At 59.9% G+C, this 20085-nt stretch carries 18 protein-coding genes and 1 pseudogene; 10 read left to right on the top strand and 9 right to left on the bottom strand.

All coding sequences use genetic code 11. The annotated features are described in order from the left end of the window. Positions 1 to 56 precede the first annotated feature (56 nt). The 3 genes from pstB (at position 57) to DTP52_RS22310 (ending at position 2254) form a co-directional block, all read left to right on the top strand. Complete coding sequence (gene pstB / locus DTP52_RS22320; RefSeq protein WP_025214260.1) at positions 57 to 818, top strand: phosphate ABC transporter ATP-binding protein PstB; 762 nt, start codon at positions 57 to 59, stop codon at positions 816 to 818. Positions 819 to 911: 93 nt separating this feature from the next. After that, positions 912 to 1610, top strand: a complete 699-nt coding sequence (locus DTP52_RS22315; protein ID WP_109755275.1) for a hypothetical protein — start codon at positions 912 to 914, stop codon at positions 1608 to 1610. Further along, positions 1610 to 2254 carry a hypothetical protein gene (locus DTP52_RS22310; RefSeq protein WP_371925616.1) on the top strand — a complete coding sequence of 215 codons (645 nt, stop codon included), beginning with the start codon at positions 1610 to 1612 and terminating at the stop codon, positions 2252 to 2254. The genes DTP52_RS22315 and DTP52_RS22310 overlap by 1 nt, the downstream gene beginning before the upstream one ends. 18 nt (positions 2255 to 2272) lie before the next feature. On the opposite strand, the gene DTP52_RS22305 is transcribed toward DTP52_RS22310, so the two are convergent. Further along, positions 2273 to 2719, bottom strand: coding sequence for a helix-turn-helix domain-containing protein (locus DTP52_RS22305; RefSeq protein WP_240337728.1), 447 nt, complete (start codon positions 2717 to 2719; stop codon positions 2273 to 2275). Positions 2720 to 2772: 53 nt separating this feature from the next. Here DTP52_RS22305 and DTP52_RS31415 point away from each other — a divergent pair. Further along, a pseudogene (locus tag DTP52_RS31415) lies at positions 2773 to 2913 on the top strand (efflux transporter periplasmic adaptor subunit); the annotation flags it as partial. 153 nt (positions 2914 to 3066) lie between these two features. Here DTP52_RS31415 and DTP52_RS22290 read toward each other — a convergent pair. The 8 genes from DTP52_RS22290 to DTP52_RS22255 form a co-directional block, all read right to left on the bottom strand. Beyond that, on the bottom strand, positions 3067 to 3801 hold the full coding sequence (locus DTP52_RS22290) for a UTRA domain-containing protein (protein ID WP_109755274.1): 735 nt from the start codon (positions 3799 to 3801) through the stop codon (positions 3067 to 3069). A 69-nt stretch (positions 3802 to 3870) separates the two neighbouring features. Next, the gene (pnuC, locus tag DTP52_RS22285) at positions 3871 to 4497 is read right to left on the bottom strand and encodes a nicotinamide riboside transporter PnuC (RefSeq protein ID WP_109755273.1); all 627 of its coding nucleotides are present in this window, start codon (positions 4495 to 4497) and stop codon (positions 3871 to 3873) included. A gap of 35 nt (positions 4498 to 4532) precedes the next feature. Further along, entirely contained in the window at positions 4533 to 6722 is a 2190-nt protein-coding gene (locus DTP52_RS22280) for a TonB-dependent siderophore receptor (protein ID WP_109755272.1), read from the bottom strand. Between the two features lie 120 nt (positions 6723 to 6842). Further along, positions 6843 to 7727, bottom strand: coding sequence for a sulfurtransferase (locus tag DTP52_RS22275; protein WP_109755271.1), 885 nt, complete (start codon positions 7725 to 7727; stop codon positions 6843 to 6845). Beyond that, positions 7724 to 8887 (bottom strand): phosphotransferase enzyme family protein, encoded by a 1164-nt coding sequence (locus DTP52_RS22270; RefSeq protein WP_162893814.1) that lies wholly within the window; start codon positions 8885 to 8887, stop codon positions 7724 to 7726. The genes DTP52_RS22275 and DTP52_RS22270 overlap by 4 nt, the downstream gene beginning before the upstream one ends. Continuing rightward, the gene (locus DTP52_RS22265) at positions 8887 to 9804 is read right to left on the bottom strand and encodes an ABC transporter substrate-binding protein (protein ID WP_109755270.1); all 918 of its coding nucleotides are present in this window, start codon (positions 9802 to 9804) and stop codon (positions 8887 to 8889) included. The genes DTP52_RS22270 and DTP52_RS22265 overlap by 1 nt, the downstream gene beginning before the upstream one ends. Positions 9805 to 10135: 331 nt before the next feature. Then, entirely contained in the window at positions 10136 to 10972 is an 837-nt protein-coding gene (locus DTP52_RS22260) for a CmcJ/NvfI family oxidoreductase (RefSeq protein WP_109755269.1), read from the bottom strand. 29 nt (positions 10973 to 11001) lie between these two features. Then, positions 11002 to 11736, bottom strand: a complete 735-nt coding sequence (locus DTP52_RS22255; protein WP_109755268.1) for an SDR family NAD(P)-dependent oxidoreductase — start codon at positions 11734 to 11736, stop codon at positions 11002 to 11004. Between the two features lie 445 nt (positions 11737 to 12181). Here DTP52_RS22255 and DTP52_RS22250 point away from each other — a divergent pair, with 445 nt between their 5' ends. The 6 genes from DTP52_RS22250 to DTP52_RS22220 all read left to right on the top strand — a co-directional run bounded on the left by DTP52_RS22250 (position 12182) and on the right by DTP52_RS22220 (position 19791). Further along, positions 12182 to 13123 carry an aliphatic sulfonate ABC transporter substrate-binding protein gene (locus DTP52_RS22250; protein WP_109755267.1) on the top strand — a complete coding sequence of 314 codons (942 nt, stop codon included), beginning with the start codon at positions 12182 to 12184 and terminating at the stop codon, positions 13121 to 13123. Between the two features lie 12 nt (positions 13124 to 13135). Then, on the top strand, positions 13136 to 14461 hold the full coding sequence (locus tag DTP52_RS22245) for an LLM class flavin-dependent oxidoreductase (RefSeq protein ID WP_109755266.1): 1326 nt from the start codon (positions 13136 to 13138) through the stop codon (positions 14459 to 14461). Positions 14462 to 14490: 29 nt separating this feature from the next. After that, entirely contained in the window at positions 14491 to 15564 is a 1074-nt protein-coding gene (locus tag DTP52_RS22240; RefSeq protein WP_109755265.1) for an ABC transporter substrate-binding protein, read from the top strand. Continuing rightward, on the top strand, positions 15551 to 16549 hold the full coding sequence (locus tag DTP52_RS22235) for an ABC transporter permease (RefSeq protein WP_109755264.1): 999 nt from the start codon (positions 15551 to 15553) through the stop codon (positions 16547 to 16549). Before DTP52_RS22240 ends, DTP52_RS22235 begins: the two co-directional genes overlap by 14 nt. Further along, positions 16543 to 17331: an ABC transporter ATP-binding protein gene (locus tag DTP52_RS22230; protein WP_109755263.1), complete on the top strand. Its 789-nt coding sequence runs from the start codon at positions 16543 to 16545 to the stop codon at positions 17329 to 17331. The genes DTP52_RS22235 and DTP52_RS22230 overlap by 7 nt, the downstream gene beginning before the upstream one ends. A gap of 189 nt (positions 17332 to 17520) precedes the next feature. Continuing rightward, positions 17521 to 19791, top strand: a complete 2271-nt coding sequence (locus DTP52_RS22220) for a molybdopterin guanine dinucleotide-containing S/N-oxide reductase (protein WP_109755262.1) — start codon at positions 17521 to 17523, stop codon at positions 19789 to 19791. Positions 19792 to 20085: the final 294 nt, after the last annotated feature.

Genomic DNA, 20085 nt, shown 5'->3' with positions numbered 1-20085 from the left:
TGAACGTATCCACTGCGCAAATAGCCGCTCCGTTTGTCACCCAGGCGCCTGTAGTCATGGACTGCAAACTGGACAAGATTTTCTATGGCAACTTCATGGCGGTACGTGACAGCCATGTGCCGATCGAAAAAAACAAGATCACCGGGTTCATCGGTCCTTCCGGCTGTGGCAAGAGCACCGTGTTGCGTAGCCTCAACCGGATGAATGACCTGGTGAAGGGGTTCCGTTTCGAGGGCCACGTGCATTTTCTCGGACAGGACGTCTACGGCAAGGGCGTTGATCCGGTGGTCGTGCGCCGCTACATCGGCATGGTGTTTCAGCAGCCGAACCCGTTTTCGATGAGCATTTTCGACAACGTCGCGTTTGGTCTGCGCCTCAATCGCTACAAAGGCGACATCGGCGACCGGGTCAAGCATGCGCTGCAAGGCGCCGCGCTGTGGGACGAAGTCAAGGACAAGCTCAAGGTCAGCGGCCTGTCGCTCTCCGGTGGCCAGCAACAACGACTGTGCATTGCCCGCGCCATCGCCACCGAGCCGGAAGTCCTGCTGCTGGATGAGCCGTGTTCGGCGCTCGACCCGATCGCTACCCGGAGGGTCGAGGAACTGATGGTGGAGTTGAAGAAGGACTACACCATCGCGCTGGTCACCCACAACATGCAGCAAGCCATCCGCGTCGCCGACACCACGGCTTTCTTCTCGGTGGACATTTCCCAGGGCACGCGAACCGGCTATCTGGTGGAAATGGGCCCGACCACGCAGATTTTCGACAACCCGCGTGAACAGATGACGGGAGACTACATCAGCGGCAAGTTCAGCTAAGCATCACATCCGGTCAAGGCCGCATACCTGCAGAAGCCAAACGGATTTGGCGGCATCCGGTAGACATTTGCCAAACGTTTTCAAGGAGCACCAATGCCTGTTACGCACCGCCTTGATTTACCTGCAATTGAACGCGCACTGCGTGAAGTTCAGGGCCGCTTCGTCGAGCTGAGCCGGTACTTCACCGAGCCACGCGACCCCTTGACTGACGAAGTGCTGCAGAATGTGCTTGAAGGTTATGCGTTGGTTGACGACTATGTTGCCCGCGGCGTCGACCTGTTCGATCTTCAGCAACTGAACCTGATGCTGGAGATCAATGCCACGGTGCTGTGTGGCCGAGATCCGGCGCGCCGGTTGGAATACGCCCAGCACCTGGCAGCCACCGAGGCGCATTTCTTCAACAATGTTGAGGGAGGCATCAAGGACTTGTACAACTGGTACTGCGCGTATCGCAGCGAATCAGTCTGGAAGCGTGCGGCCGGCGTCTATGTACGCATTCTCAGCAAGCCGCAGCTGTTCATCGAAGGTAACAACCGCAGTGGCTCGCTCATCGTCAGCTATTTGCTCATGCGTGCGGGTTTGCCTCCTTTCGTGTTGACGCTGGAAAACGCAAAGGGCTACTTCAATCCGTCATCAGTCATACGCAACTCCGCCAAGCACGGCGTCAAGGCATTGTACGAATTGCCCAAGATCAAGAAAAAATACGCAGCTTTTTTAGAAGAACAGGCGCCCGATCCCATGAAGTTTTTTCTCAAGGACAAGTCCTTGCCCATTTATCAAGGTGGCCATTGATGAGCGGGTATCCAGCGTTCGCCAGGTGCAAAACCTTCGGCAGCCGGGTAGGGCGGGCCATCCGCCGCGTTATGCCGACGCGGTTGTTCAAGCGGCAACGCATACGAATTTCATTCGATATCGATGACACGCTCGCCTGCCAACTTCACCATTGTGCCGTCGAGCAGAGCAGGCTGCCGGCCTGTGTTCATCGTTGGTTGGGTGAGCCGTTGCGCATGGGCACACGCTCCCTGATCCGAGAGCTGCGCCGCCAGGGCTGCAGTATCTGGGTCTACACGTCGTCCGGGCGCACGCCGTCCTATATCCGGCGTTGGTTATTGCTGTATGGCATCCGCGTCGACGGCGTGGTCAACAGCGTGCTGCACAACCGTGCCCTGACGGTGCATGGGATGTTGAATGCGCCTTCGAAATATCCGCCGGCGTTCGATATCGATTTGCATGTCGATGATTCCGAGGGTGTGCAGATTGAAGGAAACGATCATGGGTTTCGCGTTGTCGTGGTGCATCCGGAGGATGACCGCTGGACGCAGAAAGTCCTGGAGGCGGTCGCCATTGTCCAGGCGCAGCTCGCCTGGCAGCAAATGTTCAGGCAGAAAGAGTCGGTGCAACAACGGGCAGACGCTTTCCTCGAGCCTCTCAGTTAAGGTGGTACGACTCCGCTACTAGTTGCAGTGCAGTTGCTCAACCGTGCGGGCGTGTTCCCTAGTGCCTTTTTTGAACATTGTGATAAAGGCGTTGACCGAGCTATAGCCCAGCTCGGCCGCAACGTTCTGCACCTTCGCACCACTGGCCAATTCTCGCAGTGCAACGACAAGGTGCAACTGCTGCCGCCAGCGTCCAAACGTGAGGCCCGTCTCACGAATCATCAATCGCGACAGCGACCTTTCGCTCATCGCCACGCGTTTCGCCCATTCGGCTGACGTACTGCGGTCGGAAGGCTCGAGCGTCAGTGCATTTGCTATCGCACGAATTTTAGGATTGCCGGAGATGGGTAGGTTGAAGCGCTCACGCGGCATTTCGACCAGTTCGTCGAGGATCACTCGTGCAAGCCTGGCGGCATGGCCAACCGAAGGATAATCGGCAGGCTCACGAGCCAACCGGTTAACCATTTCCCGGATCATTGGGGAGATGGACAGCGTGCAGCACTCCTCGGGTAGCTTTGGCGGCGACATTTACCTGGGGGCGTCTTGCGCAACGGATTCCGGTTCGTATCCACATCGATAGGGTGCCACCAGGCGTTGAGCTGGCGGCAGGTATGACAGCGAGTGTCGAGATCATCCCCCCCGAATACCTGGCTCGCTAGGCATTCCCTGTCAGGCGCTGACGCTGCGAAAGTCCCTCACCGTGTTCACTACATCGAAGTGGACCTTCGTAGGTTGCACCACAGGAACGCGCGTGCCGCGATCAATCAGGGCGATCCCGCGCGCATTCCTGGCCGTGCGGCTTGCCTGTTGAGTCAAGTCTTCCCTGGATAACGGGTCTCCATCACGATCGACAGTGCGTCGGGGCGCCAGAATTCCTGGTCGAACTCCACGGCCTGGTCCTCTTCGCCGAAGTTCAGGCGTTCCAGGTAGACGCTGGTCGAGCCTGGGGAAAGTTGCAGCAGTTCTGCCTGATCCTCGTTGACGGTGCCAATGTGCATCTCCAGCTCGCAGCGTGATTGCACCCGCGAAAAGCGCTCGCGCAGGACCCGAGTCAGGGAGGTGTTCAAATCAGCGTCGAGCAAGCCCGGACACCAGCTCGCCAGCAGTGCGTTGAACTCCAGCAGCACCGGGCGCCGATCAATCCAGCGTCGACGTTGGAGGAAAAATACCGGCTCATCTTCCGAACTCAGGCTCATGCGTCTGGCCAGCCAGGCGCCGGCAGGGCGCAGTTCGGCCTGCAGACATTCGGTTCGCGGTGTACGGCCTTGGGCACTGACATAGTCCATGAAGCCGCTGATTCGCGTGGGGTCGTATCGTATTCGCCGCGGGCTGACGAACCAGCCGCGACGGTTTTCCCGGTACACCAAACCTTCGGCTTCCAGCTGTTGCAGCGCCTGGCGCAAGGTCACCCGGGTACAACCGAAGCGTTCGATCATTTCCCGCTCGGAGGGAAATTTTTCATCGGCCTGGGGCGTACCTGTGGCGATGTCGTAGGCGATCTGCTCGCGAATCCGCTGGTAGTGTGGTGAAAGAGGATCGAAAGGCATTCGGTAGTGCGTCCGTTGGCGGATCGATGAGGGAGGGCGTCCGTGGACGCCATCGATAAGCTGCTTACACTAACGAATCGGCTCGCCAGCCGTCGAGCTGTCTGCGAGCACACTGTCACCGGCATCCGGTTGCAGCCCCTGGCGCGCCAGATCCCGTTGCCAGGTCCGCAGACCATACACCGCCAGCAGCACAAAGCCTGCGTACAGCGCGGCCGTCAGGCGCAAGTCCTTGAACAGGAACAGGCCGACATACAGGCAGTCGAGGACGATCCACAGCCACCAACTGACCACGTACTTGCGTGCCGCCCAGACACTCGCCACCAGGCTGAAGGCGGTCAGCAGCGCGTCGAGCCAGGGCACTGCGGCGTCGGTGAAGCCGTACATCAGGGCGCCGAGCAACACGGCACCGAGCGCGCCGAAAAGCAGGCCGAGCAATCCCTCACGCAAGGGCAGCCTGGCCACCCGGACCTTGCCATGGGTCAGGCCGCCCTGGCTCCAGCGCCACCAGCCGTAGCCTTGCAGCAGGGCGAAGATGCCCTGCAACAGCGTGTCGGAGTAGAGCTTGGCCTGATAGAAAATCCAGGCATACAGCAACACCGCCAGCACACTGACAGGCCAGCACCAGCGGATGCGTCGGGCGGTCAACCAGACGCCGAGGATGTTGAGCACGACGGCGATGATTTCAAGATCGGACATAACGTGTTCCTCAACTGAAGCGATAAGGGGAGCTATCAGATGTTGATCGAGGCACTCAAGCGGGCGGTCAGTGGTGCGCCCTGAAACAGGTAGCCATCGCCCATGTATTCACCGGCGTCACGCCAGTAGCGTTTGTCGAACAGGTTGTCGACGGTCAGTCGAAACACGGTGTCGTAACCGTCGATACGGGTGCTGTAGCGGCTGCCAACGTTGAAGATGGCATAGGCGCCAGTCTCGACCTCGCCCTGGCGATTGGCGTATTTGCTGCCGCTGTATTGCACACCGCCGAGCAGGGCAAGCCCCTCGACCCAGGGCAGGGCGTAGTCACCGTAGAGACTGGCGCGCAGTGTCGGCACGTTGATCGCTTGGTGACCTTCATAGGCCGGTGTGCCGCTGTCGCTGACCCGTGCACGGATCGCCGCGACACTGGCCGAAATCTGCAGGCGCTGACTGGCCCAGCCATTGGCCGAGAGTTCCAGTCCGGTGTTTTTCTGTTCACCCTGCTGGGTGAAGGTGAACGTGCCGTCGTCATTCGGCCGGGAGTACTGGTATGCCTGGCGGATCTGGTACAGCGCTGCGGTCAGGCTGATACGTTGCCAGTCATACTTGATGCCCGCCTCGATCTGCCGGGATACGGTGGGCGCGAGGATTTCATAGGCGTTGGTGGTGAACCACGCCGCTTCACCGCCCAGTGACAGGCCCTTGCTGTAGCGGGTATACAGCGACAGGTTCTGCACCGGCTTGTAGATCAGTGCAGCCTGGGGCAGGAACACGTAGCGTTGAGTGTGTCGGGTGGTATCGCCCTGGCTGTCGAATGTCTCCTCATCCAGACGCACTTCGCGCCCGCCGAGCACGGTCTGCCATTGTTCGTTGAAGCTGATCCGGTCATTGAAGAACAGCCCGTACTGGCGGCTGTCCAGGCGTCGATAAGAGTCGTTGAGCGGACCGTCGTAGCGTGCGAAATCTGCCGGCTCGCTATCGATATTGGCGCTGCCGATCATCACGTTGATGGCGTCGCGTTTATCCACCACGCGACGAAACGCGCTGGTGCCTACGCTCAGTTCGTGACCAAGGCCACCGGCGTCGAAGGCGCCATTGAGGACAGCCTGTACCTCGTCATTGCGGCGGGTATCGTCAGGGCTGCGGAAGTCGTAAATGTCGTAGTCGCCTTCCGGGCTGAAGTAGTTGGGCACAGCCGCGCCGGCGCAACTGGCGGAGCCGTAGCAGCCCCAGGCGAACGAGCTGTAGTCATCGATCACCACACGGCTGCGCGCTGCACTGATGTTGCCTTTCCAAGTGTCGCTGAAACGATATTCGAAGCTGCCGTTGAGGTTCAGTGCATCGGTGGTAACGGGCTTCGAGCCGCTCTGGTGTGCCAGCAGTTTTTTCGGTGAGGCATGGTGTGGCAGGCTGGAGCCGCCGAGCAATTGATATCCCGGTGCCGAGCGTTGTTCCTTGGTCTGGTACTCGGCATCCAGTTGCAGCAGGGCATCGGGGCTGATGTTCCAGTCAAAGGCCAGGGAGGCGAAGTCGCGCTGACCATTGGTATGTTCGACGTAGGAATGCAGGTCTTCATGAGCCACGTTGGCACGCAGCCCGAACTGCTGTTCGCTGCCGAAGAATCCTCCCACGTCTGTCGCCAGGTAGCCGCTGCCGCGATCGTCAGTGGCCACCGTGACCGAACGCACATCGGTCGGCCGTTTGGTCACGTAATTGACCAGTCCACCAGGCTCGGTGACGCCGCTCTGCAAGCCGGAAAGCCCCTTGAGTACTTCAACCTGTTGCTTGTTTTCCAGCCCGACGTTTTGCTCGCCGGTGATGGTGCGGCCGTTGATCTTGTAGCTGCTGGCGGAGTTCAGGGAGAAGCCACGTACGACGAAGTTTTCGTAGTAGCCAACCGGCGCGTAGCTTTCACCCACCGAGGCATCGTTCTTCAGAACTTCACTGAGCAGGCGAGCCTGTTGGTCGTTGATCAAGGTCTCGTTGATCACCGAAATCGACGCCGGTGTATCCAGCAATGGCGTGGCATCGAAACCGCCAACTGAAGCGCTTTTGACCTGATAGCCAGAGGTGTCCTCGCCCGTTACGGTCACCGCCGGAAGTTCGGTGTCGGCGGCCTGCGCGGTATGCACCGTGTTGGCCAGCAGCAGGCTCAGGGTCAGAAGATTGAGCGTGAATCGTGGGGCGGATACTCCCTCGCGGGACGTCCGGTAAAGCATATCCATGAATACTCCTCGACGATTGCGATCCCGAGACAGGCGAACACCGGGCACAGGTGCCCAGGCGCGCTCCAGGAACGAGCCGTGCTGTTAATACAGGAAAAAGCGATGTGTGCCCTGGGGGCGTCAGGCCGGAGTTGCTCCGGTGGTCATTGGCAAGTTTGAATCCGCGGCCCACTCTTGAAGCGAGCCATCATACAAGAGGACGTTGTCACGTCCGACCAGTGTCATCGCCAGGGCCACTGCGGCAGCTGAAATACCGCCGCCGCAATAGAGCACCAGAGGGGCTGGCGTCTTGAGCAGCTCGTCACCCAGTTGGTCTTTCAGTTGCGTGCTCGGCAGGTATTTGCCCTGTGGGTCCAGCAGGTTACGGGCCGGCAGATTGAGGCTACCGGGAATATGCCCGCGTCGGGCGTAGCGGCTTGGGGCGGTACCGCTGAACAAGGCTGAGGACAAGGCGCAGACCAGTACCCCGGGACGCTCGCCGGCCAGCACTGCCTGCACGCCTTGACGGTCAATCCAGAACCCCGGGCTTTGCTGCAACCGCAGTTCGGCCATTGGCACGGGTGATTCATTGCCCTGGCGCTGAGGCAAACCGGCAGCACGCCAGGCATTGAAACCGCCGTCCAGCACCTGAGCCGCAATGCCCACGCTGCGTAGCATCCACCACAGACGCGCGGCCCAGAAGCCGTCGGTGCGGTCATAAATCACGATGTGGCTATTGGCTCCGACGCCCAGTCTGGCCAATGCGCTGGCGAAGTGATCGGCGCAGGGCAGGGCAAAACTGAATGAGGCCTGAGGCTGGGCCAGTTCTTCGAGCAGGTCCGCGTGTAGCGCACCGGGTATATGGGCCTGGAGCCAACCGTCGCGGCCGCTGGCGACGCGATAATCCTGATCGAAACGCGGCGTCGGCAATTCGACGCTGGCATCGAGAATTCGCAGATCGGGATCGGCCATGTACCCGACTAGCGTTTCGGGGCTGATCAGGATGGGGGCTGCGGTGGCGGTCATGATCCAGAACTCCTGGTTAAGGCAAGGCGCCGTAAATGATCGAGCAGAGACTGGCCCGGTTCAGTGGAAAACCAGCGCGTGTGGCCTAACAAGTAGGCGTGGTACGCCACGTCGGCACTGGCGGTGGAACCCACCACACCCTGGAAATAGGCAATTTCGGACAGGGCGAAATCCACATGGACTAGTGGCAACAAGGCTGCCAGCGTCAGTAGATCGGCCGAGGACAAGGGTTTTTCGCTGGCATAGCCATCCAGCAAGGCATCGATGTCATCCAACGCGGCCTGGGCACTGCCGCCATCGTCCAGCTCCAGCCAGGGAATGCCATTGCGCTCGATGGCTGTGGCCAGGTCGAAGAGGGCGAATGTGCGGTCCGACAGGCCGAAGTCCAGCACGCAACTCACCGCTGCGTCGACGGCACTTGAGCTCCATAGCAGATTGGAGCCGTGCCAGTCGTTGTGGGTCCATAACCCGGGCTGCTGGCCAAGCAACGGTTGCAACTGGCGATGCCAGGGCAGTAGCAGCGGCAGCAATTCGCCGCGCCAGTCGTGCTGACTCATGTAGTCGGTGAGTACGGGGTCCAAGTGTATGGCCTTTTGCAGACTGGCACGCAGATCCTGGCAGGTGCAGAGTTTGAAGTTAGCCAGAAGCACCGGGGTTTGGCGGGGTGCGGCCTGATAGTCCTTGGCGGCGAGGTGCAATCGGGCCAGGGACGCGCCGGCGGACCAGGCGTGTTGCTGACTGAAAAACGGTGTCCAGGACAACGACTCGCGATACAGATCCTGACCTTCCGCCAGCCCATGCACTTCATACGTCCATTCGCCCTGGGCGACCGCCGTTTCGCCGTTGCGGTCGGCCAATACCTGACTCACCGGTACACCACGTTGACGCAAATGCGCCATGAACCGATGCTCCTCGCTCAGCCAAGCGGGGGTGCGAATTCGCTGATGGTGGCGTTTGATGAACACCGTTGCGGCGCGAGTCTGTACCAGGCTGGCCGCCGAAAATGGTCGGGGGCTATGCCAATTGAGGCTGAGTAGCGGCCCGAGTTGCGGGTAGCCGAGCAACAGTTGTTCGACATCGCGGGTATCCAGTGGCGGCCAGTCCGCAGCCACCGGCTCGTGGCTCAAACCGTGCACCATCAAGGCTTCGACGGTGGCCATCAGACCGTCTCCGGCAAGTAGGCGTTACTGGTTGCCTGGCGCCATGCTTCGGCATCGTCAAGCACGCCGTTGTCTTGCAGCCAGTGAGCGTAAGGTTTGAGCAATTCATCCCGTTGCCGGCCCCAGGCGCCCTCGTGTAACCAGGTCGGGGCGATCTTCTGCAGTGATTCCGCCAGCAGCTCACGGGGAAAATAGGGGGTGACAGTCTCATAGGCTTGCAGGGCGCTGGCGGGATCGGCAGCAGCGGCCAGGTAACCACGGGCGGTGGCTGCCAGGAAGGCGCGAGTCAGTTCGGGTTGCGTTTCCAGCGTCCGCTCATGGGCGCCCAGCAGGTAGCTGTGATAAGCCGGTGCTCCGAGCTCATCGACCGGCCAGACTACGCGCCGTTCAGCTTCGACCGGGCTGGACATTAGCGCTTCCCATGCCCAGTAGCCGCCAAAACTTGCATCAGCGACACCGGCAGCCAGTTGCTCGGGGCGCAATTCGCGGGTACCACTATTTACCAGGATTAGCGCATCGGGATCACCACCATCGATCCGCACCAAATGCCGGACCATGGCGAGGCCGCGAGGGGTTGGATTGAGTGCCAGACGCCGTCCCACCAGGTCCCGTGGCCGCTGGATACCCGAATCGGTGAGGGTCTGGATTGACTCCAGGCCACGGTGGTTGATCGCTGCCACTCCCCGCAACGGTTGCCCCAGACTGCGGCGTACGAGCAGTCGGTTGCTGGGGAACACGCCGAAGTGCACAGCCGCGGACAGTAAATGATCCAGGGTGTCGCCGCGCCAAGGGTCATGCACCACCAGCTCGACATCCAGCCCTGCCTCCTGGTACCAGCCGCGTTCGCGAGCCAGATACAAACCTGCCGAATTAGGCCAGGGATGAAAGTACTCCAGCATTACCCTTACAGAAATCATCGCTATCGACTCCAGCCTGACGTCGCGTATGGACGCAAGGCACTGTGTTTGATTGCGGCGATTTATAGCGAGGCAATCTGGTATATACCAATATCCTTTATTGCTATGGATATGCCTGGAATGTTCAACGCGGGAGCAAAGCCACGCAGATCCTGGCTTCGCCAGGGTTCGTAGGTTTTGCGGGTGTGATCGTGTCGCCCGGGGGCGGCTCAGTGCGCGAATATACGGCTAGGTGATCGGGCGTGGCGGCCGCAACCCGGATCAACAGATCAGGACTGAGAGCGGGCGCCAGTGAAGGCGCACCGAAGGGGAGAAGAACTACGGTCGTGAACTATTGGGCAAAGAATACCAATGCACGCAATTCGATACTGCGCCTTGGAGGGGCATCACGTGGCGTAGAAGGATCATCGAAAGCGGTGTGTGCACCCGCTCGTGCCACACCATCGGTGCGCGAATCGAAGATCTTGAGCAGCAGCGCTTCTTCAGGTCGTAGGCGGGGGTAGTAATACCAGCGATGATTCGGGTTTGCGCGCACGGAAAAAGTTTCCCCGACTTTGTCGCGATACACCAGGTCGCTGGGCAGGAAGTCGGCAGGATCGATGGTGCTGGCATCGCACAGCGCTAACGGTGTGGTAAAGACCGGTCCCCCGATGGGACGCCACAAATTGATGATTGCAAAGCGTTTGAGCAACCGTTGCTCGGCTTCTTCCGGGGGCAAGTGATCGCGCACACGGCGCACGGCGGAACGCTCGGTCTGGTCGTTATGAACATAACGCACCGGTTCGCGCATTCCTGCAGCCTCTCTGCCAGGCTGATCAACACGAATGGTGTGGTCAAAGATCACGGTTTTGATGGCGCCCGTTTGCTCGCGAATCAGTGCGTCAGCCTCGGGGTAATAGAGCAGGCGAACTTGCGTTTCGTCTTCCAGATCAGGCACCGCACTTGGACGCTCGATTCGCTCAAAGCCTTGCACATCGAGGGTGGCGGGAGTGTCGAGCAGGCGTGCGTTATGAATATTGACCCGAGTCGGCTGCAGGACACCCGTGCGTTGTGGTTGGCCGTCGGGCTGCGCGAATGCGTAATTGACCGGACGTATGCCATTGTCCAGCAGATAGTTGAGCTCGCCGATTACGGATACAGGTGCAATGTCTTGCTGATGGGTTCCCATAAGAACTCCTTGGCTCGATGCGAGCCGCTTTAAAATGATTCCTTGAACGGCCGCAAATCCAATTCCTGCGTCCATGCGCTGCGCGGTTGTGTATGCAGGTACCAGTAAGCTTCGGCGATATCCTCAAGCTGTAATGCGCCTTCAGCGCCTAGCTGCTCAAGACGCTGCGGAGCATGGCTGCGTAAGCGTTCGCCATTGATGCCGCCATCGATCACCACGTGCGCGACGTGAACATTTTGCGGGCCGAACTCACGAGCGAAGGACTGACTCAACGAGCGCAGTCCGGCCTTCGCCGCTGCAAACGCCGCGAACGGTGGCTTGCCCCTCAAGGAGGCCGTGGCCCCCGTGAACAGCAATGTGCCGCCACCGTTTTCAAGCAACGCGCGGGTGGCTTCTCTGGCGAACAAAAAACCACCCAGGGTCGAAGCTCGCCAAGTTTGTTCGAACAGGTCGGCGCTGAGTTCAAGGCTGGGGGATGACACCGAGTTACCCACATTGAAGATCGCGACCTTCAGTTGGCCAAGCTCCCTGACAGCCTTGATCGCAGCCAGGATATCGGCTTCATTGCCTGCGTCTGCCGGCAACGCCACCGCATCGCCATCCTGTGCCTGGATGCTCTCGACGACGGCCTTGAGCTTATCGGGGCTGCGACCGCTCACGGCGACCTTATATCCACCTTTGGCGAATCGTCGTGCCAGCGCCGCGCCTAATCCTTCGACAGCACCGACCCCGTTTACCCAGGCAACTTCTGCGGTTAATGACATGCTGGCGTCCTTCAAGGGCAAGAAGGAACTTACTGTAACGTCCTATTTAAATCGCGGATTAGAATTTTGGACGCTAACGATAGATCGGATTAGTGATTGTGATGACCGCGTAAGTGCTCAGCCTTCACCGCTAGCGACCCATCACCGCGCTCAACAAGTTCATGGTCGTCATATTCATGAATAACTCGAACCTGCTCTCGCGCCGATGTTCGAGATCATCTTGAACACGGAGTTTTACCTTGTGCTGACCGGCCCCACTTGCCCACGTCAGGACCAAACGCTTAAACAGGAATAACCTTAGCGTTATATGATTCTTTCATAATCTTTCATCATTAATATAATCGTTGATGCTTTCAGCCTCGACCTTCGCGTCTTGCTGGACGCAACACTGCTGACTCGGTTTTTTCCCTCAGCCACGCCGCCCCACCCCCTATAAAGGCCTTTCATGACGTTTAAAAAGCTCATCATCGCCGCCAGCCTGTTGTTCGCCGCCGCCGGGGCACATGCCCAACAAGCCATTGATATCAGCTACCAGCGTTCATCGACCTTATGGATATTGCTCAAGCAAAACGGCCAACTGGAAGAGCGACTGAAGCCCTTGGGCTTCACTGTCAACTGGCATGAATTCAGCACCGGCCTGCTCAGCTCCCTGAACGCCGGCAGTGTCGATTTGCATGCCGACGTCGCCGACGCCTTTGCGCTGTTCACCCAGGCGGCCGATGCGCCATTGACCTACTACGCCCGAGAAAACCCATCGCCTGGCGCCCAGGCCATCATCGTTGCGGACAATTCACCCATCCACAGCGTTGCCGATCTGAAAGGCAAGACCGTCGCGGTTTCCAAAGGCTCGGGCAGCAACTTCCTATTGATTTCGGCGTTGAAAAAAGCCGGTTTGACGCTCGCCGATATCACCCCGCGTTACCTGGAAGCACCGGATGGCGGGGCGGCATTCGCCAACGGCAGTGTCGATGCCTGGGTTATCTGGGACCCGTTCCTGGCGACCCAACAACTGGATCATCACGTGCGCGTGCTGGCTGATGGCAAGGACGGCCTGGCCGATTACAACCGCTTCTACCTGGCGACGACAAAGTTCGCCAGCGCGCACCCGGACGTGTTGCAAGTTACCTTCGATACCCTGCGCGAGACGGGGCAGTGGGTCAAAGCGCACCCACAAGAGGCCGCGAAGATACTCGGCCCGTTGTGGGGCAACATTCCTTCCGCCACTGTGGAGCTGGCGAACACCCGCCGCAGCTATGACATCGTCCCGGTCAAGGTTGATGAACTGGCCGAGCAGCAACGTATCGCTGACACCTATTACGCGGCGAAGCTGACGCCCAAGCCGTTGAAGGTTTCCGATATCGCAGTCTGGACGCCGAAGGCGAAGTAGGGGGGCGTTGGCATGAGTCGTCAAATTCACCTGTCAGCGTTCTTGCTGACGGGGCCTGTCGTTCACAGTCACGCCGTCTGGCGTCACCCTGAAACCGTCGGCAATTACCTCGATCCCGAATATTACGCGCGCGTCGCAAAAGTCGTGGAGGAGGGGTTGTTTGATTTTCTGTTCTTCGCCGATCGCCTCGCAGTGGGTGATCAAATGGGCGGCTCCCGGGATCTGGCATTGCGTTATGGCGCTCAGGATGCGACACGCCTGGACCCACTTCCGATCCTGTCTTACCTGATCGGGCAAACGAGCAAGCTCGGCCTGGGTGCAACCCGCTCCACGACCTATTACGAACCCGCGCACATCGCCCGGGAGTTCGCCACTCTGGATCACCTGTCCAAGGGCCGCGCGGCGTGGAACATCGTCACCTCGATGAACGACAGCGAAGGTCGGCTGTTCGGCAGGGACAAGCATCTGGAGCACGACCTGCGTTACGACCGTGCCGACGAGTTCGTCGAAGTGGCGTTGAAGCTATGGCGCAGTTGGGAACCTGGCGCGCTCAAGCTCGATCGCGAAAGCGGGGAGCTGGCCGATCCATCGAAGATCCAGTCGGTGCAGCACCGTGGCGAGTGGTTCAAGGTCGAAGGCCCCCTGAATATTCCGCGCACGCCCCAAGGAAGACCGGTGCTGATCCAGGCCGGTTCGTCCGGTCGCGGTCGGCGTTTCGGAGCGCGTTGGGCGGAAGCGATCTTTACCATTCATCCGCACCTGAGCGCCATGCGCGCCTTCCGCGACGACGTACGTGCGCAGGTCGTGCAACAAGGGCGCGAGGCTGACAGCTGCAAAGTGCTGACAGCGGTCATGCCGTTCATTGGCGGCACGGAAGCCGAAGCACGGACCAAACGCGATCGACACAACGCACTGGCACGTCCCGAATTAGGGCTGGTCACGCTGGCCTCACAGCTCAATGTCGACCTGTCACCGTTTCCGTTATCCGCGACGCTGGCGCAGATAGCCCAATCGCCGCTGATCCATCCGGCGGCGGCCGAAAAACTACTGATGCAGGGTGCCGAGACCACGCTGGAGCAACTGGGGCGGATCTTCGCCAGCAGCGTTCGCGTTCCGCAACTGGTGGGCACCGGCGCGCAAATCGCCGACCAACTGGCCGAGTTGTTCCAGGGCGAAGGTTGCGACGGCTTCGTGATCTCGCCGGGTTACCTGCCGGGATCGTTCAGCGAATTCGTCGAAAGCGTGATCCCCCATCTGCAACGCAAAGGCTTGTTCCGTCGCGCTTATGAAGGCTCGACCTTGCGTGAGCACCTGGGGCTCGGCGAGCTGAAGAACTGAACTCTTCTACCAACCAAAGGGATATTTGAATGGCTGTTTTCGAACGTTTGACCCGTCGTCACCTGCTGGGGCTGGCCAGTGTTGCCCTGGCGAGTCCGTTGTTGATGTCGCTGCCGCGTTTTAGCCGGGCGGCGGATGAGCACGCCGGCCATGTTATCGATAGCTCCAGCGAGCCCGCCGGCACGGGCGAATTCATTCGCCTGGATGCCCCGCGCGCGCTGAAACTGGCGGTCAACCTCAATGCGGTTTGTCTGGCGCCAGTGGTCATCGCCCACGGTCAGGGTTTCTTCAAGAAGCACAACCTCGATGTCGAACTGGTCAACTTTGGCAACTCCACCGAAGTGCTGCTTGAAGCCATCGCCACCGGCAAGGCCGATGCTGGAGTCGGCATGGCATTGCGCTGGCTCAAGGCGCTGGAGCAGGGCTTCGACGTCAAACTCACCGCCGGCACTCACGGCGGTTGCCTGCGTTTGCTCAGCGCAGTAAACGGCAACGTGCATAAGCTTGAAGACCTCAAGGGCAAAACCATAGGCGTCACCGACATGGCCAGCCCGGACCGTAACTTCTTCTCGATCCTGCTGAAAAAACACGGCATCGATCCGGTGCGGGATGTGGAATGGCGACTGTACCCGGCCGACCTGCTGGGCACAGCGCTGGAGCGTGGTGAAGTGCAGGCAGTCAGCGGCAGTGATCCGTTCATGTACCGCCTGATCAAGACCGGCAAAGCCCAGGAGTTGTCCACCAACCTGGTCGAGGAGTACGCCAACCTCAGCTGCTGCGTCGTCGGCGTCACCGGCAAACTGGTGCGTGAGGACAAACGCGTGGTCGCAGCCCTGACCCAGGCGATTCTCGAGGCCCACGATTACTCGGTGAAAAACCCCGAGGCCGTGGCCAAGGGTTTCCAGGCTTATGCGTTGAATACTTCCACCGAAGAAGTCGAGGCGATCCTGCACGACCATACCCACGGTCATCATGCCGTTGGCCCGTTGCTGACTAAGGAGATCACCACTTACGTCACCGACCTGAAAACCGTGGAGGTGATCAGTCAGGGGACCGACGCCGGAGCGTTCGCCAAGGAGATCACCGCCGATGTCTTCAGCTGATGTTTCGACGTTGGCCGCATCCGCCAGGCCGTGGGTATTCAAGCTTTGGCGCCAAGGTGCGGTCGCGGTGACGGCATGGGTGGCGGTTGCGTTGTTGATCAGCTATTGGCCCAACGCCACGCGCCTTTGGCCGATGACCCAAGGCCTGGCGAATCTATGCCTGGCCGTGGCGACATTGATCGGGTTGCTGGGCATCGTCGGTCACTGGTCGGCGAAGCTCGCCACGCGCCTACGGGCAGCAGGCGCCTGGTTGATCGCACTGCCCATTCTGCTGGGCATCTGGGAACTGCTCACCGCCAAGCTGGGCCTGCTGCCGGTGCCATTCTTTGCACCGCCGCAAGCGTTGCTCGCGGTGTACGTCGATGACTGGCCACGCCTGGCCGACAGCTTGCTGCATTCGGCACTGTTGCTTGGAAGTGGAGTGGCGCTGGGTGCCGCGACCGGTTTTGTGGCCGGAGTTGCGATCGGTTGGTCGAGCAGTATCGGCTACTGGTTGCACCCGGTCCTGCGCATTCTCGGGCCGGTGCCTTCGACGGCGCTGTTGCCACTGTGCTTCTTTCTGTTTCCCACCAGTTGGAGTGCCAGTGTCTTTCTCATTGCTCTGGCAACCTGGTTTCCGGTGACGGTGTTGACGTGGTCCGGTGTGGCCAGTGTCGACAAAGCCTATTACGACGTGGCCCGGACGTTGGGCGCGAAGCAGGGCTTTCTGATTTTCAAAGTGGCGATCCCGGCCGCTTTGCCCCACGTGTTTGTCGGTTTGTTCATGGGGTTGGGCGCCTCGTTCTCGACCCTGGTGGTCGCGGAAATGATGGGAGTCAAATCTGGCATCGGCTGGTACTTGCAATGGGCCCAGGGTTGGGCGGCCTACGCCAATATGTACGCGGCATTGTTGATCATGGCACTGGCCTGCTCGGGGTTGATCTCGGCGCTGTTTCTGATCCGTGACCGGTTGTTGGCCTGGCAAAAAGGAGCGATGAAATGGTAGCGCTGGCACACGCAGCAACCGCATCGGCAGGGTTGGCCCTGCGCATTGACAACCTGAGCCATGGTTTTGCCCTGGACGGTCAGCACTTGCCGGTACTGGATCGGGTTTCCCTCGACGTGGCGCCCGGCGAGTTCGTCGCGCTGCTCGGGCCTTCAGGGTGCGGCAAGTCCACATTGTTGCGCCTGGTGGCGGGGCTGGAGCCTGCCGATTCGGGCGCTTTGCTGGCTGATGGCCTGCCGATTACGGGGCCGGACCCGAGCCGGGTCGTGGTGTTCCAGGACCCGACGCTGTACCCGTGGCGGCGCGTGTGGGACAACGTCGCCCTTGGCCTTGAGGCCCAGGGCCTGCTCAAAACCTATTCCGCCAAGGTCGATGAGGCACTGGAAAAAGTTGGCCTCAGCCCGTTCTCCCGAGCGTATCCACGGCAGCTGTCAGGGGGGATGGCCCAGCGTGTTGCGTTGGCTCGGGCGTTGGTCAACGAACCGCGGCTACTGATTCTCGACGAGCCATTAGGCAAGCTGGATTCGCTGACCCGCATTGCCATGCAGAAAGAGTTGATCGATTTGTGGCAACGTCAGGGTTACACCGCGCTGCTGGTGACCCATGATGTTGAAGAGGCTTTGCTGCTGGCCAATCGAGTGATCGTATTCAGTGACCGACCGGCAGCGATTAAAGCGCAATTGACCATCGAACGGCCTTATCCGCGTCATCGCGACGATCCTTATCTGGTGGATCTGAGACGCCAGATCCTAGGGTTGCTGGGGCTGGGTGAGAGCTGGTAATTATTGGTTGAGTGCCCGAGCACTCTTTGCAGGACAACAGAGCACAAATGTGGGAGCGGGCTTGCTCGCGAAGAGGGACTGGCATTCAACATTGATGGCGACTGACACACCGCTTTCGCGAGCAAGCCCGCTCCCACATCAGATCTGTTGCGTGCTATCGACCGTATTCCATTGGGAGTTCATCGCGCCATGAGTTTCACTTCACTGCATTGGGGCGCGTACCGTCCGCAGGTCGTCGACGGAAAACTGGATGCGATGGTGCCTGTTGAATGGGACTCAGATCCGTCGCCCATCGGTGCTTCGATTCCCGGGGCCATTACTTCGCCGACGCGGATCATGCGGCCGGCGGTGCGCCGCAGTTACCTCGCCGAGCCCGGATCTCACCCCGAGCGGCGCGGTCAGGAACCCTTCGTCGAAGTGTCATGGGAAGTGGCGCTGGACTTGGTCGCCCGGGAGCTGAAACGGGTCAAGACCGAGCATGGCAACCAGGCGATTTTCGGCGGCAGCTACGGCTGGGGCAGTGCCGGACGCTTCCATCACGCCCAGAGTCAGCTGCATCGCTTCCTCAATCTGTTCGGCGGCTACGTGTTCAGCATGGACAGCTACAGCCTTGGCGCCGGGCGGGTGTTGATGCCGCATATCGTCGGCAACATGGATTGGTTGCTGGCCGCGCATACCTCATGGCAAAACCTGGCGCAGCATTGTGAGTTGTTTGTCGCTTTCGGTGGCCTGCCGGCGAAAAACGCCCAGACCAGCCCCGGCGGGGCCAGCGAGCATCTGTTGTCTCGAGCACTCGAAAAGATGTCCGAGGCCGGCGTGCAGTTCGTCAACGTCAGTCCCTTGCGCGAAGACCTGGTTGGGCCGACAAATAATCAATGGTTACCGGTGCGCCCCGGCAGCGACACGGCGCTGATGATGGCGTTGGCCTACGTGTTGGTCAGTGAAGGTTTACACAATGAGGAATTCGTCCGGCGCTATACGGTCGGCTATGAGCGGTTTCGCCAATACCTGCTCGGTCATGTCGATGGCCAACCCAAGGATCCGTTATGGGCGCAGACCCTGACAGACATCCCGGCACCGCAAATCATCGACCTGGCGCGGCGCATGGCCCGCCAGCGCACCATGATCAACATTGCCTATTCCTTGCAGCGTGCGGTGCACGGCGAACAGCCGTTCTGGATGACGGTAACGCTGGCCGCGCTGCTTGGGCAGATCGGCCTGCCTGGCGGCGGATTCGGCCTTGGCTATGGCTGCATGAACAACACGGGCAGCGGTCGCAAAGCGTTTTCCGGGCCGCGCTTTTCCCAAGGGGTCAATCCGGTCAAAGACTTCATTCCGGTGGCGCGAGTGACCGACATGCTGCTCAATCCAGGAGCCCCGTTCGACTATAACGGCAAGCGGATGCATTACCCGGACATACGCCTGGTCTATTGGGCGGGGGGGAATATTTTCCACCATCATCAAGACCTCAACCGTCTGCTGGAGGCCTGGAAGCGACCGCAAACCCTCATCGTCCATGAGCAGTTCTGGACTGCCCAGGCCAAGTATTCGGATATCGTGCTACCGGCCACGACGGCCCTGGAGCGCAACGATATCGGCAGCTCCGCGTCGGACCGCTTCATGATCGCAATGCAGCAAGCGATCAAGCCGGTGGGCGAATCCCGGGACGACTATTGGATTCTGGCGCAAGTCGCCGAGCGTCTGGGATTCGGCGAGTCATTCACCGAGGGGCGTGATGCCGAGGCATGGCTGCGCTTTACCTATGACGAGTCCCGAGGCAGGGCGCAGGAGCAAGGGATTGAGCTACCGGACTACGACACGTTCTGGCGAGATGGCCTGTTCGAAATTGCCTACCCCGACACCGATACGGTATTGCTCAAAGCCTTCCGCGAAGACCCCGAGGCCAATCCGCTGCCGACGCCTTCGGGACGGATCGAAATCTTCTGCGAACGCATCGCGAGTTTTGGCTACGCCGATTGTCCCGGTCACCCGGTGTGGCTGGACAAGCCAGTGGCGCAGTACCCGTTGCAACTGCTGTCGAACCAGCCGAAAACCCGTCTGCACAGCCAATACGATCACGGCACCTACAGCCGCTCCTCGAAAATCCGGCAGCGTGAGCCCTTGACCCTCAACACGACGGACGCGCACGCCCGGGGTATTGTCGATGGCGACGTGGTCAAGGTGTTCAACGAGCGCGGGGCTTTTCTGGCCGGGGCGATTGTCAGCGATGGAATCCGCCAGGGTGTCGTGCAGATCGCCACGGGTGCCTGGTTTGATCCGTTGGTGAACGGTGAGCGAAACAGCCTTGATAAACACGGCAACCCGAACATGATCACCGCTGATGTCGGCTCATCGAGTCTGTCCCAGGGCTGTTCGGCGCAAACCGCCTCGGTGGACATTGTGAAGTGGGATCAGGCGTTGCCGCCTGTAACGGCTTTCGAGCCACCGTCGATGACTTGACGGTTGTCGCTGTTGGGGATGTCGTCGAGCGTGTCAGGGCAGGATTGAGCCGCGTGTCATGAAACGAAGACCTAAACCTTACCCCATGCTGATGAAAACACGTCGATCAGCAAGGACTGAGGTCAGGAGGAATGGACACCCGAAGAAGGTCAGGTAGGCGCCATTCAGGTATTGATCTCTTTTTTCGTTCTCGCGAAACTCACCAGCGTTGTTAGTTCATGGATTTCTGAACTAACTATTTGCTACAGCCTATTCAATCATTTGTCACGATGGCCTTAGGATCCTCCACACGGG

Source organism: Pseudomonas sp. 43mfcvi1.1, assembly GCF_900115935.1.
In the GTDB taxonomy this organism is placed as follows: Bacteria; Pseudomonadota; Gammaproteobacteria; order Pseudomonadales; family Pseudomonadaceae; genus Aquipseudomonas; species Aquipseudomonas bijieensis.
This window is presented reverse-complemented; position numbering and strand designations above follow the sequence as displayed.